The sequence below is a fragment of the Micromonospora sp. NBC_01796 genome (assembly GCF_035917455.1).
Taxonomy (GTDB): Bacteria; Actinomycetota; Actinomycetes; order Mycobacteriales; family Micromonosporaceae; genus Micromonospora_G.
The window spans coordinates 6958672-6972282 of record NZ_CP109078.1; the positions used below are offsets into that span (position 1 = coordinate 6958672).

General features: G+C 71.3%; 15 protein-coding genes. 7 read left to right on the top strand and 8 right to left on the bottom strand.

Annotation, left to right across the window (positions count from 1 at the left end; translation table 11 throughout):
- Window positions 1-14: 14 nt before the first annotated feature.
- On the top strand, window positions 15-707 hold the full coding sequence (locus OIE47_RS31065) for a RibD family protein (RefSeq protein ID WP_326558084.1): 693 nt from the start codon (window positions 15-17) through the stop codon (window positions 705-707).
- Entirely contained in the window at window positions 704-1159 is a 456-nt protein-coding gene (locus OIE47_RS31070) for a dCMP deaminase (RefSeq protein WP_326558085.1), read from the top strand. Before OIE47_RS31065 ends, OIE47_RS31070 begins: the two co-directional genes overlap by 4 nt.
- A gap of 29 nt (window positions 1160-1188) precedes the next feature.
- Here OIE47_RS31070 and OIE47_RS31075 read toward each other — a convergent pair whose 3' ends face one another.
- The 6 genes from OIE47_RS31075 to OIE47_RS31100 are packed head-to-tail and all read right to left on the bottom strand — an operon-like array spanning window position 1189 to window position 6240.
- The gene (locus OIE47_RS31075) at window positions 1189-1842 is read right to left on the bottom strand and encodes a GTP cyclohydrolase II (protein ID WP_326558086.1); all 654 of its coding nucleotides are present in this window, start codon (window positions 1840-1842) and stop codon (window positions 1189-1191) included.
- Between the two features lie 38 nt (window positions 1843-1880).
- Window positions 1881-2915, bottom strand: coding sequence for a lysylphosphatidylglycerol synthase transmembrane domain-containing protein (locus OIE47_RS31080; protein ID WP_442792006.1), 1035 nt, complete (start codon window positions 2913-2915; stop codon window positions 1881-1883).
- 34 nt (window positions 2916-2949) lie between these two features.
- The gene (locus tag OIE47_RS31085; RefSeq protein ID WP_326558088.1) at window positions 2950-3774 is read right to left on the bottom strand and encodes a class I SAM-dependent methyltransferase; all 825 of its coding nucleotides are present in this window, start codon (window positions 3772-3774) and stop codon (window positions 2950-2952) included.
- A complete protein-coding gene (locus tag OIE47_RS31090; RefSeq protein ID WP_326558089.1) occupies window positions 3771-4862 on the bottom strand; it encodes a glycosyltransferase family 4 protein in 1092 nt (363 codons plus the stop codon). Before OIE47_RS31090 ends, OIE47_RS31085 begins: the two co-directional genes overlap by 4 nt.
- Window positions 4859-5257: a 6-pyruvoyl trahydropterin synthase family protein gene (locus OIE47_RS31095; RefSeq protein ID WP_326563289.1), complete on the bottom strand. Its 399-nt coding sequence runs from the start codon at window positions 5255-5257 to the stop codon at window positions 4859-4861. The genes OIE47_RS31090 and OIE47_RS31095 overlap by 4 nt, the downstream gene beginning before the upstream one ends.
- 5 nt (window positions 5258-5262) lie before the next feature.
- The gene (locus OIE47_RS31100; protein ID WP_326558090.1) at window positions 5263-6240 is read right to left on the bottom strand and encodes a zinc-dependent alcohol dehydrogenase; all 978 of its coding nucleotides are present in this window, start codon (window positions 6238-6240) and stop codon (window positions 5263-5265) included.
- 93 nt (window positions 6241-6333) lie between these two features.
- On the opposite strand from OIE47_RS31100, the gene OIE47_RS31105 reads away from it, so the two are divergent.
- The 4 genes from OIE47_RS31105 to OIE47_RS31120 all read left to right on the top strand — a co-directional run bounded on the left by OIE47_RS31105 (window position 6334) and on the right by OIE47_RS31120 (window position 10698).
- A complete protein-coding gene (locus tag OIE47_RS31105) occupies window positions 6334-7203 on the top strand; it encodes a CDP-alcohol phosphatidyltransferase family protein (RefSeq protein ID WP_326558091.1) in 870 nt (289 codons plus the stop codon).
- Window positions 7204-7339: 136 nt separating this feature from the next.
- Entirely contained in the window at window positions 7340-8008 is a 669-nt protein-coding gene (locus OIE47_RS31110) for an HAD family hydrolase (RefSeq protein WP_326558092.1), read from the top strand.
- Between the two features lie 21 nt (window positions 8009-8029).
- A complete protein-coding gene (locus OIE47_RS31115) occupies window positions 8030-9796 on the top strand; it encodes a sulfatase (protein ID WP_326558093.1) in 1767 nt (588 codons plus the stop codon).
- A 95-nt stretch (window positions 9797-9891) separates the two neighbouring features.
- On the top strand, window positions 9892-10698 hold the full coding sequence (locus OIE47_RS31120; protein ID WP_326558094.1) for an alpha/beta fold hydrolase: 807 nt from the start codon (window positions 9892-9894) through the stop codon (window positions 10696-10698).
- Window positions 10699-10726: 28 nt separating this feature from the next.
- Here OIE47_RS31120 and OIE47_RS31125 read toward each other — a convergent pair whose 3' ends face one another.
- The gene (locus tag OIE47_RS31125; protein ID WP_326558095.1) at window positions 10727-12166 is read right to left on the bottom strand and encodes a family 43 glycosylhydrolase; all 1440 of its coding nucleotides are present in this window, start codon (window positions 12164-12166) and stop codon (window positions 10727-10729) included.
- Window positions 12167-12271: 105 nt separating this feature from the next.
- Between OIE47_RS31125 and OIE47_RS31130 the strand changes: the two genes are divergently transcribed.
- Entirely contained in the window at window positions 12272-12421 is a 150-nt protein-coding gene (locus OIE47_RS31130; RefSeq protein ID WP_326558096.1) for a hypothetical protein, read from the top strand.
- A gap of 87 nt (window positions 12422-12508) precedes the next feature.
- Here the strand turns inward: OIE47_RS31130 and OIE47_RS31135 are convergent, their stop codons facing one another.
- Window positions 12509-13522 (bottom strand): LacI family DNA-binding transcriptional regulator, encoded by a 1014-nt coding sequence (locus OIE47_RS31135; protein ID WP_326558097.1) that lies wholly within the window; start codon window positions 13520-13522, stop codon window positions 12509-12511.
- Window positions 13523-13611 lie beyond the last annotated feature (89 nt).

Consider the following 13611-nt stretch of genomic DNA (forward strand, 5'->3'; position numbering starts at 1 on the left):
CAGGGAGTCGGCCGGTGAGTGAGCGACCCTACGTACTGCTCAGTTGCGCCACCTCGATCGACGGTTACCTCGACGACGCGACCGACCAGCGGTTGCTGCTCTCCAACGACGCTGACTTCGACCGGGTCGACGCGGTACGCGCCGACTGCGACGCGATCCTGGTCGGCGCCAACACCATCCGGCTGGACAACCCGCGGCTGCTGGTGCGCTCGCAGCAGCGCCGGGACGGGCGGGTCGCGCGGGGTCTGCCCGCGTCGCCGACGAAGGTCACCGTCGTCGGTCGGGGTGACCTCGACCCGGACGCGCTCTTCTTCACCGCCGGGGAGACCGACAAGATCGTCTACTGTGCGACGGCGGCGGTCGACAAGACCCGCGCCCGACTCGGTGACTCGGCGACGGTCGTGGACGCGGGCGACCCGGTGACCCCGGAGCGGACGCTGGCCGACCTCGCCGCCCGTGGCGTACGCCGGCTGGTGGTCGAGGGCGGCGGCACCATGCACACCCAGTTCCTCACCGCCGGACTGGCCGACGAACTGCACCTGGTGATCGCCCCGTTTTTTGTCGGCGACTGCCGCGCCCCACGTTTCGTCAACGACGGCCGGTACCCGTGGCATCCGGGACGCCGCGCCCACCTGGCCGAGGTCCGCCAGATCGAGGATGTCGTGCTGCTGCGCTACGCCCTGTCCGACCGGTTCGGTGCGGCGTGACCCAGGACGACCGGCGCTGGCTTACCGCCGCGATCGAACTCTCCCACCACAGCCCGCCGGTCAGCTTCGCCTACGCGGTCGGCGCGATCGTGGTCGACGCCGACGGGGTGCGGTTGGCCGACGGGTTCTCCCGGGAGACCGACACGCACGTCCACGCGGAGGAGTCGGCGCTGGCCAAGCTGGCCGGCGTGGACCTCACGGGTGCCACGATCTACAGCTCGCTGGAGCCGTGCAGTGTCCGCAGGTCCCGCCCACGGACCTGCACCCAGCTCATCATCGCCGCAGGGCTCCGGCGGGTCGCCTTCGCACTGCGGGAACCGCCGTTGCTGGCCGACTGCCACGCCGTGGAACTGCTCGAGGAAGCCGGTGTCGAGGTGGTCGAGATCCCCGACCTCGCCGACGAGGTCCGTACGGTCAACGCCCACCTCCTGCTACCCGGCCAGGCACGGTGACTCCCACCCGGCCGGGCGCGGTGACCGGGTCACCGGACGAACGGTAGATCCGAGGCACGGGCCGCCCGGCTGGCCTTCGCCGCCAGGTAGCCGGCGTTGGCGGGGGAGAGGAACACCCCGGTCGGTACGCACTCCGTCACCACCAACCCCAGCTCGCCGAGCTGCTCGGCCTTGTCCGGATTGTTGGTCAGCAGGGCGACCCGCTCCACCCCCAGGGTGGCCAGCATCTGGGCGGCGGCGGTGTAGTCACGCTCGTCCTCGCCGTGACCGAGCGCCACGTTCGCCTCGTACGTGTCCAGGCCGGCGTCCTGGAGCGCGTACGCGTCGAGCTTGGCGTACAGGCCGATGCCCCGCCCCTCCTGCCGCAGGTAGAGCAGGAAACCACCGGCCGCCGCGATCCGTTCGACACCCTCACGAAGCTGCGGGCCGCAGTCGCACCGCTGGCTGCCGAACACGTCTCCGGTCAGGCACTCGCTGTGCGGGCGGACCAGCGGTACGGGTCCCTCGCCGTGCTGCCGGTCGAGCGATCCCGCCCAGTCACCGAGGCCGAACGCGAGATGTTCCCGGCCGTCCACCAGGCCGTCGAAGGTGAACACCCTTGCGGTGGTGGCGAATCCGTCGGGGAACTCCAGCGGTACCGTGACCTGCGTCCGAACCGTCGCGACAGGCAGTGCGTCGTACATTCTTCTCCTCTGTTGGACCGTGCCGAACCGGGACGCGCTCAACCGTGCACAGCGCTTCGTCGGGGCACGACCGCCGGCACGACCGCAGGCACCCGGACCCGCCGGATCAGCAGCACCGCGGCGCCGGGCAGGCTCGCGACCAGCACCAGCGCCCCGTACACCATGGCGGTGGAGATGCCCTGGGAGGCGGTGAGCCCGGCCGCCCCGAACGCCCAGGCGGCCACCCCCTCGCGGGGTCCGAAGCCGGCGACGTTGGCCGGTACGCTCATGGCCAGCAGAGCCAGGAACGTCAGCGGCACCAGTTGGGACAGCGGGGCGGTGACACCGGCCGTCCGGGCCGCGACCAGGAACGTCGCCAGGTGCCCCGCGACGACGACGGTGGAGGCGACCAGCACGCCGACCCACTTGCCGTGGGCGATCAGGCCGTCGCGGACATCCGCCTCCGTGGTGCGCAGTGCCCGCGCCCACCGCGACGGCCCGCGCCGGGGCAGCACCCGGGCCAGCAGTACGGCACCGAGCACACCGGCCACCACCAGCGCGGTCGCGGCCGGCAGGTACGGCCGTACGGGCGACGGGAGGGCGAGCAGGACGGCCACCGCGAGGACGGCCTGGACGACCTGACCGGCGGTGCGTTCCCACACCACCGCCCGGATACCGCGCCCGACGTCGCCGGTGTCCCGCCCGTGGCGTACCGCCCGGTGCACGTCACCGAGCACACCGCCGGGCAGGGTCGAGTTCAGGAACACCGCCCGGTAGCAGGCGGCAACGGCCGTACCCAGCGGCAGCCGGACGCCGAGACCGCCGGCGATCAGGCTCCACCGCCAGGCGCAGCACAGGGTGGTCAGCGCGCCGATGCCGAGCGCCGCCGCGAGGGCCCACCCGTCGATCAGGCGCAGCCCGTCGAGGAACGGGCCGGTACCCAGCCACCACAGCAGGACGGCGAGGATCCCGATCCCGCTGACCGTCCGTACCAGGGCCCAGTTCGGGCGGATCACCGGGACGCCCCGAGCGGGCGGCGCGACGGTGGGCGTGGTGTGGGTACCTTTCGCAAACCGGCCTCCCTCGAAGAACATCTTCTCGGGTACACGTGCTGCGGCGGTCAAAGGTTCATTCACAGTTGGCGAGAAGGTCGTTGTGCTCGACCACCACCCCGAGCCGTCCGGCGGCGGCTTCCGCGAGACGGCGTGCCGCGTAGGCGGCTGCCGGGCCGGTCAACTCCGGTCGTTGCTCGCACGCCGCGCCCACCCAGCCGTCGAACCACTCGGCCGTCAGGTCGGCCTGCTCCGGGCCGAGTCGCCAGTGGCTGGACCGTACGGTCACGTCCACTCCGCGCCGGCCGAACGCCTCCACGGTGGCCCGTACGGCGTCCGGTCCGAGCAGCGTCCGGCCGTCGACCGTACGCCGCTGGTGGGCGTTGAACGCCTCGGTCAGCTCCGCGTCGAGCGGGTCGGCCGGGGTGAGTGCCACCCGTCCGATCACCGAGAGCGTCAGCAGGGTCGGGCAACCGGTGTCGGCGCAGACCGCCACGATCCGTTCGATCTCCTCGACGGTCAGCATGTCCAGCAGCGCCGAGGCGGTGATCAGGGAGGCGCCGGCGAGGTCCTCGGCGGTCAGTCGGGTGATGTCCCGCTGCCGGGTCTCGACGGTGACCGGAGCCCCGCCGGCGGCCGTGTCGGTCATCTCGGCCTTGGCGTGTTCCAGCAGGTCGGGGTCGCGGTCGTACATCACCCAGTGCTGCGGGCCGGAAAGCCGCGGGGCCAGCCAACGGCCCATCGATCCGGTGCCGGTGCCGAGGTCGTGGACCACCGTGAGCGGGTTGCCGGCCAGGTGACGGCGGACCGGTTCGACGAGTTCCGGCGCGCGGGCGGCCGCGTCGGCGGGCTCCCGCAGCCCGAGCCAGGCCGCGGTGACGCGACCGACCTCCTCGCTCATGCCGACCTCCCCACGGTCACCAGCGCGGAACCGAGCACGTTCGCCACCAGCGCGGAGGTGACCGCCCAGCCGGTGAGGGTGCCCCGGCGGCCCCGGGCGGAGCGCCGGAGCTGGTCGCGCAGGCCGGCGTCGTCGAGCCAGTGGCGCAGTGCACCGGCGAGGGTCGCCGGGTCGTCGGGCGGCACCAGGATGCCGGGCAGGCTGCCGTCCGGGGCGTGCCCCAGGGCCTCGGGCAACCCGTTCGTCGCCGTGGCCAGGACGGGGATTCCCCGTGCCAGCGCCTCGGTGACCACCATGCCGTACGTCTCGCCACGCGACGCCAGTACCAGCAGGTCGGCACCGGCGTACGCGGCGTCGAGTTCGTCACCGGTACGCGCGCCGACCAGGCGTACCCGGTCCCGCAGGCCGTGCGCGGTCGCCTGTTGCCGTACCCGGTCGACGAAGGCCGGGTCCCGGTCGAGGGCGCCGACGCAGAGGCAGTTCCACCGCAGGTCCGCGACCGCCGCCAGGGCGGACGTCAGCACGTCGTGGCCCTTGTGCGGGGTGACGGCGGCGACGCAGAGCAGCTCCGAACCGGCGGCCGATCCGGGCGCCACCGGTGCCTCGGCCACGCCCGGGGTGGCCACGTGGATCCGGTCGCCCGGCAGCCCGTACAGGTCGATCAGCCGGAGCCGGGTCCACGCGCTGGTGGTGATGACCGCGACCGCGGCGGCCAGGGCCTCGTCCTCGGCCGCACGCGACTCCACGGCCCCCTCACCGAGCGGCAGGTGGACCAGGACAACCAGGCGCAGCCGGTGCGACTGCGGTACCAGCACCTCCGGTACGGCCGACGCGACCAGCCCGTCGAGCAGCACCACCGCGTCGTCCGGCAGCCCGGCGAGTACGCGCCCCACCTCGTCCCGCGCCGTCCCGTCGGGCTGCGGCCAGGCCCCGCGTACGGCATGTTCGTGCACCGCCCACCCGGACCCGGCGAGGCCCGCGCAGATTCGGCGGTCGTAGCTGTTGCCGCCGCTCGGGGTGCTCGGATCGTCGATGTCGTTCGGCAGCACCACGTGGACCACGGTGGCGGAGCCACCTGCTGCGGTCACAGTGGCCGCTCGTAGCTCGCCCACCCGATGTGCGACTCGTGCAGGGTGACCGCGATGCCCTCCAGCCCCCGCGCGCCCTCGCCGAGGGCACCGGCGTGCACCCGTTCGGCGAGACGGTCGGCGATCACCTGGGCGAGTGCCTCGGTCGAGGTGTTGATCCCGGCGAACGCGGACTCGTCGTCGAGGTTGCGGTAGTTGAGCTTGCTGAGTACGGCGTTCAGTTCCTGGGCGGCGAGCCCGATGTCGACCACGATGTTGTCGGAGTCGAGAGCGGTCCGGCGGAACGTCGCGTCGACGACGAACGTCGCCCCGTGCAGCCGTTGGGCGGGTCCGAAGACCTCGCCACGGAAACTGTGGGCGATCATGATGTGGTCACGGACGGTCACGCTGAACAAGGTTTTCACTCTCCGTAGGTGATGAGGTGGCACAGCGCGGGCAGGGTGCCCGCGGTCAGTCGGGGAAGCACGTCGGGCAGCGCGTCGAACCGGGACGAGCCGGTGATCAGCGTGTCGAACGCGGGGTCGCGGAGCAGGTCCAGGGCGAGCGCCAGCCGGTCGGCGTAGGTCCGGCTCGACCTGCGGGCCGGGGAGACCATGCCCACCTGGCTGCTGCGGATGGTCAGCCGGCCGGAGTGGAACGCCCCGCCCAACGACAGGTTCACCGTGCGGTCGCCGTACCAGCTCAGGTCGACGACCGTGCCCTCCGGGGCGAGCAGGTCGAGCGACCGCTGGAGCCCGGCGGACGATGCGCTCGCATGCACCACCAGGTCGCGTCCCTGCGCGGCGTCGGCCGGCAGCGCGAATTCGACGCCCAGCGCCTTGGCGACGTCGGCCCGCTCCGGATCGGCGTCGACCAACTGGACCCGGACCCCGGGGAACCGGGCGAGCAGGGCCGCGACGCTGCAACCGACCATGCCGGCACCGACCACCGTGATCCGGTCACCGACCAGCGGCGCGGCGTCCCACAGGGCGTTCACCGCGGTTTCCACGGTTCCGGCCAGCACCGCCCGTGCCGGCGGAACCCCATCGGGTACGGCAACCACGGCGGAGGCCGGCACCACGTACGCGCTCTGGTGCGGGTAGAGGCAGAACACGGTACGCCCGAGCAGGTCCTCCGGACCCTCCTCGACGACGCCCACGTTCAGGTAGCCGTACTTGAGCGGACCGGGGAAGTCGCCCTCCTGGAACGGTGCGCGCATCGCCGCGTACTGGCTCACCGGCACACCGCCGGAGAACACCAGCGTCTCCGTGCCCCGGCTGATGCCGGAGTACCGGCTGCGGACGAGGACCTCGCCGGGGCCGGGGTCGGGCAGCGTCACCGACCGGATCTCGCCCTCGCCGGGCGACCGTAGCCAGAAGGCGTGTGCCTCGCGCGTCACCGGTTCCTCCTTCCTCAAGATCGATCGAACCGAACGGCCGCATTTTACGTGTTTCCCTATCAAGGGCGTACACACGATAGACACGGAGGCAGGGTGCGCACGGTTCAAAGCGGTCCCATAATTGGGCTGATAGTCCAGGTTGTCCTGCTCGCCGGCCTTGCCGGAACAGTCGGCCTCGGTCCCGCCGGCTGGCTCGCGGGAGTCACGTACGGGGCCGTCATGTGCGTCCTGCTCACCCGGGGCCTACGGGACTCGGGCACGGGCCGGCTGAGTCCGGCCGACCGGGTGACCCTGAGCCGGGCGACGCTCGTCGGCGGTGTGACCGCGTTGACGGTCGACTCCTTCGACCGGCCCACCCCGGTGGGGCTGCTGGTCACCCTCACCGCCGTGGCGCTCGTACTGGACGCGGTGGACGGTCACGTCGCCCGGCGTACCGGCACGACCACCGCGCTCGGGGCGCGGTTCGACATGGAGGTCGACGCCTTCCTCCTGCTCGTGCTCAGCGTCTACGTGGTGGAACCGGTCGGCGTCTGGGCGCTGGCGATCGGCGGCATGCGTTACGTCTTCGTGGTGGCGATCTGGGTGCTGCCGTGGATGCGGGGAACCCTGCCACCGCGCTACTGGCGAAAGGTCGTCGCGGCCACCCAGGGCATCGTCCTGGTGCTCGCGGCGGCGGACGTGCTGCCCCGGCCGCTGACGGTGACCGCGGTGGCGGTGGCGTTGGCCCTGCTCGTCGAGTCGTTCGGCCGCGACGTCGGGTGGCTCTGGCAGCACCGCCCGGCCCGGCTGGCCCGGCGTCGTCGGCCCGAGCCCTCGGTCCGGGTGGCACCGGCGGCGCGTACGGGGAGCAGACTGCTGGTGAACATGTCTGCGCACGCGGTCGTGGCCCGGGGGACCGGCCCGGCCGGAATCGTCCGCACGGCGGCGGGTCGGGGCCACCGTTTCCACGACCCGGTGCCGTGACCCGGCCACCACCGTTGTTCGAGCATCACCGCACCGCCCGCGACCCCGGCCCGCGGCGACCCCCACCGATCCGGGACGACACTGCCCGCCTGCTGTTCACGCAGTTGCGGGCCGGAGCACACGAGGAGACGCGGACGTGAGTCAGTTCGAGGCGGTCCTGTTCGACGCGGGCGACACCCTGATCCGGCTCTCCGGTAGCGGTGAGAAGCTGCTGCACCGGGCGGCGGCCAGGCTCGGCGCCGAAGCGCTCGACCCGGACGAGGTGGCATCGGTGTGGCGCCGGGTCCTCGGCCGCAGCAGTACGGCCGAGGAACTGGCCAAGGGTCGTGACCTGTCGAACGACCGGCACCGCGAGGTGTGGACCGCCCTGTACACCTCGGCCGGCTGCGAGCGGCTCGCTCCCGGGCTGAGCGAGGAGTTGTACGCACTCACCGTCAGCGCCGAGTCCTGGGAGGCCTTCCCGGACACCCTGCCCACCCTGAAGGCCCTGCACGACCGGGGCCTGCCGGTCGGCATCGTCAGCGACACCGGTTTCGACCTGCGTCCCGCGATGGACCTGCTGGGTCTGTCGCCCTTCCTGGACACCGTCGTGATGTCGTTCGAGCAGGGCGTCTGCAAACCCGCCGCCGAGGTGTTCCTCACCGCCTGCGACCGGATGCGGGTACGTCCGGAACGGACCCTGATGGTCGGCGACAACCCGCTGACCGACTCCGGTGCGGTGGCCGCCGGCATGCACGTGTTCCTGTTGCCGCCGCCGGTCGACACCGGACCACGGGGACTCGGCCACATCCTGTCCCTGATCTGAACGAAGGACGCACCGACCACCATGGACGACCTCTCCACCACGCACGACTCGGCGACGGACAACCGCGCGGAGATCGTGCCGGCCGACGACGCCACCAGCCCCTCGACGAAGGCCGACGCCGACGCCGGCCCGCCGGCCGAGGCCACTGTCGCGGCCGACAACACCGTCGCCGTACGCCGAAAGCGCCGGATCCTGGCGGGGGTGACCACGACCCTGGCTGTCCTGCTCGTGCTGTTCGCCCTCGTCGCACCGAACCAGATCGGTCGGCTCAGCCCGGCGGCGTTCCTGCGCATCCCGCTCGAGGGGCTCGTCGGCGTCGCCCTCCTGCTCGTCCTGCCCGGTCGCACGAGACGGGTGGTGGCCGCGATCGTCGGGGTGGCCCTCGGGCTGCTCACCATCGTGAAGATCATCGACATGGGTTTCTTCGAGGTCCTCGACCGGCCGTTCGACCTGGTTCTCGACTGGGTCCTGCTGGACGACGCGCTGTCCTTCCTCACCGACTCGATCGGCCGCTTCGGTGCGATCGCCGCCGCGATCGGGCTCGCCCTGCTCGTCGTCGCCGTCCTGGTCCTGATGACCCTGTCGGTCCTGCGCCTGACCCGACCCCTGGTACGCCACCGCACCACCGCGGCCCGTTCCGTCGCGGCACTCGGGGCGGTCTGGGTCACCTGCGCCGTACTCGGCGCGCAGATCGTTCCGGGGGTGCCGGTCGCCGCCAACAGTGCGGCCGACCTCGCGTACGACCGTACGCTCCAGGTCCGGGCGGGACTGCGCGACCAGAGCGCCTTCGCCGAGGAGGTCACCGTTGACGCCTTCCGTGACACCCCCGGCGACAGGTTGCTCACCGGTCTGCGGGGCAAGGACGTGATCTTCGCCTTCGTCGAGAGCTACGGGCGCGACGCGGTCGAGGACCCGGAGATGGCACCCCAGGTCGGTGCGCTCCTGGACGCGGGCAACCAGCGGCTGAACGCGGCCGGGTTCGCCTCCCGCAGCGCCTTCCTCACCTCACCGACCGCGGGCGGCGGTAGCTGGCTGGCCCACGCGACGTTGCTGTCCGGCCTCTGGATCGACAACCAGCAGCGCCACAACAACCTGCTCGCCAGTGACCGGCTGACCCTCAACGGCGCCTTCCGCCGGGCCGACTGGCGTACCGTCGCCGTCATGCCGGCCCTGACCCAGCCCTGGCCGGAGGGAAAGTTCTTCGGCAACGACCAGGTGTACGGCGTCGACGACCTCGGCTATCACGGGCCGAAGTTCAGCTACGCCCCGGTGCCCGACCAGTTCACCCTGTCGGCCTTCGAACGTTTCGAGCGGGCCAACCCCGACCACGCGCCGGTGATGGCGGAGATCCCGCTGGTGTCGAGCCACGGTCCGTGGGCGCCGATTCCCCGGATGGTCGGCTGGAACGAACTCGGTGACGGTTCGGTCTACAACTCGATCGCCAAGGAGGGCGAGTCGCCGGACGACGTCTGGCGGGACCCCTCCCGGGTACGCACCGAGTACCGGCGATCCATCGAATACTCGCTGAGCAGCCTCATCTCCTACGTGGAGAACTACGGCGACGACAACCTCGTCCTCGTTTTCCTCGGCGACCACCAGCCCGCCCCGATCGTCACCGGTGAGAACGCCAGCCGGGACGTGCCGATCACCATCGTCGCCCACGATCCGGCCGTACTGGACCGGGTCTCCGGCTGGGGCTGGCAGGACGGTCTGCGGCCGGGCCCGCAGGCACCGGTCTGGCGGATGGACGCCTTCCGGGACCGGTTCCTCACCGCCTTCGGCTCCTAGTTTTCCGACTGCGTGATCGTGCAACCGTCCGGACACGTCTTCTCCCAGCCGCGACAAGATGATTTGATCTCCTGAGCCGAAGCCGGAGACCGCCCATGCCCAAGGTGCCACTGCAGGACGGAACCGCCATCGAGGTGGCGATCCATGGCTCGGGTCCGGCCGTCCTGCTGCCGGTCGGCCCGCAACCGTCGGCGGAGACACCGGACGGGCGTACCGACCCGGCCGAGGGCAATCCGCTGGTCGAGGGTCTTCGCGACGAATTCCGGGTGGTCGTGTTCGACTACGAGGGCCACCTCGGGCGGCACCCGAGGCCGGACACCCTGACTCCCGGCAACATCACCGCCGACCTGCTCGCCATCGCCAACGCGGCGCGGGCCGACCGGTTCGCCTACTACGGGTACTCCTGGCTGGGCATGAGCGGGTTACAGCTCGCGATCCGTACCCGCCGCCTCTCGGCGCTGGTCATCGGCGGCTTCCCGCCGATCGACGGCCCGTACGCGCAGGCGCTGCGGGCCACCGAGCGGGCGTACGAGGCGACGGTCTCGGGGGAGCCCGAGGAGGGGACGGGTGAGCCGCGGGCCCGGCAGTTCGTCACGCTGTACGAGTCGTTGCAGGGATTCGACGACCGGGCGATCCAGGCCCAGGTCACCTGCCCCCGGCTCTGCTTCGTCGGCGCCACCGACGAGGTCCCGTACGGCCAGCGCGCCGGTGTGCCGCTGGACGTCGGCGCCGTGGTGCGGAGCCGGCGGTCGGAGCTGGAGGCGTTCGGCTGGGACGTGCGGATCCTGGACGGGCTGGACCCGACCGAGGCCGCGCAGCCAGCACATGTGCTGCGCTTGTTGCGCCCCTGGCTCACCGCCGCGCTGGCCGACGACTCTTCGCCGCCGGCCAACGATCGGTAGGTGCCCGGTTACTCGGACCGGGTGTTGGTCACTCCAGGTGGAACGTGGCGGTCGCCTGGTTCGCCGCCCCGCTCACCGCTTCCAGGTAGAGCAGTCCGGCGCGGTGACGGACGTACCGGCCCGGGGCGTTCTGCGACTCCAGCGAGACTCCGGCGCTGCTGGCCAGGCCCGGCCGGCGCAGGAAACTGGCGTCGGCCCGGAACTGCGCCGAGCCGTCGTCGCGTTCGACGTAGACCTCGTAGTTGCGGTGCCGAAGGTAGTAACCGGGGAAGTTGGTGGACTCCAGCGACACCGATCCGGAGCCGGCCAGGCCGGTGACGAACCGGTACTGCGAGTCGGCCAGGTTCGTCACGTTGGCCTCGACCCGTCCCCGGTAGTCGTAGTGCCGGATGTAGCTGCCGGTGAGGTCGTGCGAACGCAGCCGTACGGGTGACGCGCCGTCCGGCACCGGAATGCCGAAGTTGGGTGTGCCGTCGGCGTTCCAGTACAGCTTCTGGATCCTGGTACGCCGGTTCGGATCGTTGAGTGGATCACCGGTGATGTCCCGGTAGTTGCGGTCGTGGTAGACGAGGATGTCGCTCTGCCCGTCGTCGGACACCGTGAACGAGTTGTGCCCCGGCCCGTACTGGCCGGTGGCGGTGTTGGTGGTGAACACGGGTGTCGGGCTCTTGGTCCAGGACGAGGCGTCCAGCAGGTTCGCCGTGGCGGAGGCGGTCAGCAGGCCGAGGCAGTAGTTGGCGTCCGTCGCACTCGCCGAGTACGTGAGGAAGACCCGTCCGTTGCGCTGGATCACCGCCGGTCCCTCGGCGACCCGGTAGCCGCGGGTCTCCCAGTCGTAGGACGGCACCGTCAACCGGGTCACCGTGCCGGTGATCGTCCACGGGTTGGTGCCCATCCGGGCGAGGTAGAGGTTCGAGTTGGTCGACACCCCCGGCTCCTGCTGCGCCCAGGTCAGGTAGCGCACCCCGTTCACCACGAAGGTCGAGGCGTCCAGGGCGAACGTGTCCCACGGGGTGGTGATCCGTCCGCGTTCGGTCCAGCCGCCGGTGAGCGGGTTGGCGCCGGTGCTCTCCAGGACGTACATCCGGATCCGCCAGATGTCGTCGGTGCGCCCGGCGGCGAAGTAGACGTACCACCTGTTGTTGATGAAGTGGATCTCGGGAGCCCAGATGTGAGCGCCCATCTCCCCGCTGGTGTGTCGACGCCAGATGGTCGTCTCCGGGGCGGTGGAGAGCCCCTGCAACGTGGTCGCGCGGCGCAGCACGATCCGGTCGTACTCGGGGACGGTGGCGGTGAGGTAGTAGTAACCGTCGCTGTGTTTGAAGATGTGCGGATCGGCGCGCTGGTTGACCAGGGGATTGCTGTGGTTCACCGGTGGTGCCGCGTTTGCCGGCGGCGCCGGCGACAGCCCGACCAGTACGGCGAGCGCCGTCGCCGCCGCGACCAGCGTCCTCCTGCGCATCGACATCGTGGACAACCTTCCCTGGGGCGGATCGACATTGACAGTCGTCGAATCGTTTCAAGGCCAGTGTTATCGCTAACAGGTTGGCGGGTCAAGACGCACATCGATGCCTTGACAGTCGGCAACGACTCGGTCGGCGGCGGCTGTGACATGAACCGCTCCACCCGTGCCCAGCGGTTCACCTGGAACGCCGACGTAACACCCAACTTCGGCGTTCCGGCGAGGCTCGGCACCCCGCTCGCCGTACCCTCCGGCGAGTAGCCCGTACCGCAGCGCCGGCGTCGTCCGGAAGTCGGAGGCGGTCGAGGCCGCGACCGGCTTCCGGGCGAGCGCCGTACGAGCGGTGGCTCAGCCGCGCGGAGGTGCGGTGCTGTCCCGGACGACCAGCTCGGTGGCGAGTTCGACCCGAGGGCTCTCGATCTTCTCGCGCTGGGCGAGGCGCAACACCGTACGGGCGGCGAGCATGCCCATCTCCGCCAGGGGCTGACGCACGGTGGTCAGCGGGGGCGAGCACCAACGTACTTCGGGCAGGTCGTCGAAGCCGACCACGCTGACGTCGTCGGCGACCCGCAGGCCCCGGCGGCGGATGGCCTCGTACACCCCGAGGGCCATCTGGTCGCTGGAGGCGAAGATCGCGGTGGGCGGGTCGGGCAGTTCCAGCAGCAGGCTGCCGCCGGTGTAGCCGGCCTCGTGGTAGAAGTTGCCGGGTCGGATGAGCTTGCCGTCGACGGGCAGCCCGGCGGCCTCCATCGCGGTCCGGTAGCCGTCGAGCCGGGTGCGGCTGCACAGCAGTTGCGGGGGTCCGGCGATGAACCCGATCCGGCGGTGGCCGAGGCCGATCAGGTACTCGGTCGCCCGCAGACTGCCGGTCCAGTTGGCCGCGCCGATCGTGGGCGCCCCCTGGGTGGGTACGCCCCCAGGGTCGACGATGACCACGGGGATGTTGAGCCGACGCAGTTCGGCCTGCAGCGGCGGCTCCAGGGCGGAGGTCACGAAGATGACCCCCTCGGTGGTACGGGCGCGCATGTTGTCGAGCCACTGCTTGGCCGACGACGTCTTGCGGTGGATCGCCGAGACGACGGTCCCCACGTCGGCGGCGTGCGCGACATCCTCCACCCCACGGATGATCTCGACCGCCCAGGGACTGTCGAGATCGTTGAAGACCAGGTCGATCAGACCGGCGGTGCTCCGTACGGCGGTGGGCCTGCGCTGGTAACCGTGGCGGTTGAGGACCTGCTCGACGCGTTCGCGCGTTTCCGCCGAGACGTCGGAGCGGCCGTTGATGACCCGCGAAACCGTCGGTACGGAGACGCCGACCTCGCGGGCGATGGCCGCGATGGTGACCTTGCGGTTGTCGCCCACGCCAGGTTGCTCCTTCTCTGTTGCGCCATCGGATGGATCTCGGGGTCACGGGCTCGGTGCCGGCGCGGTACGGGCCGGGCCCGCAACGG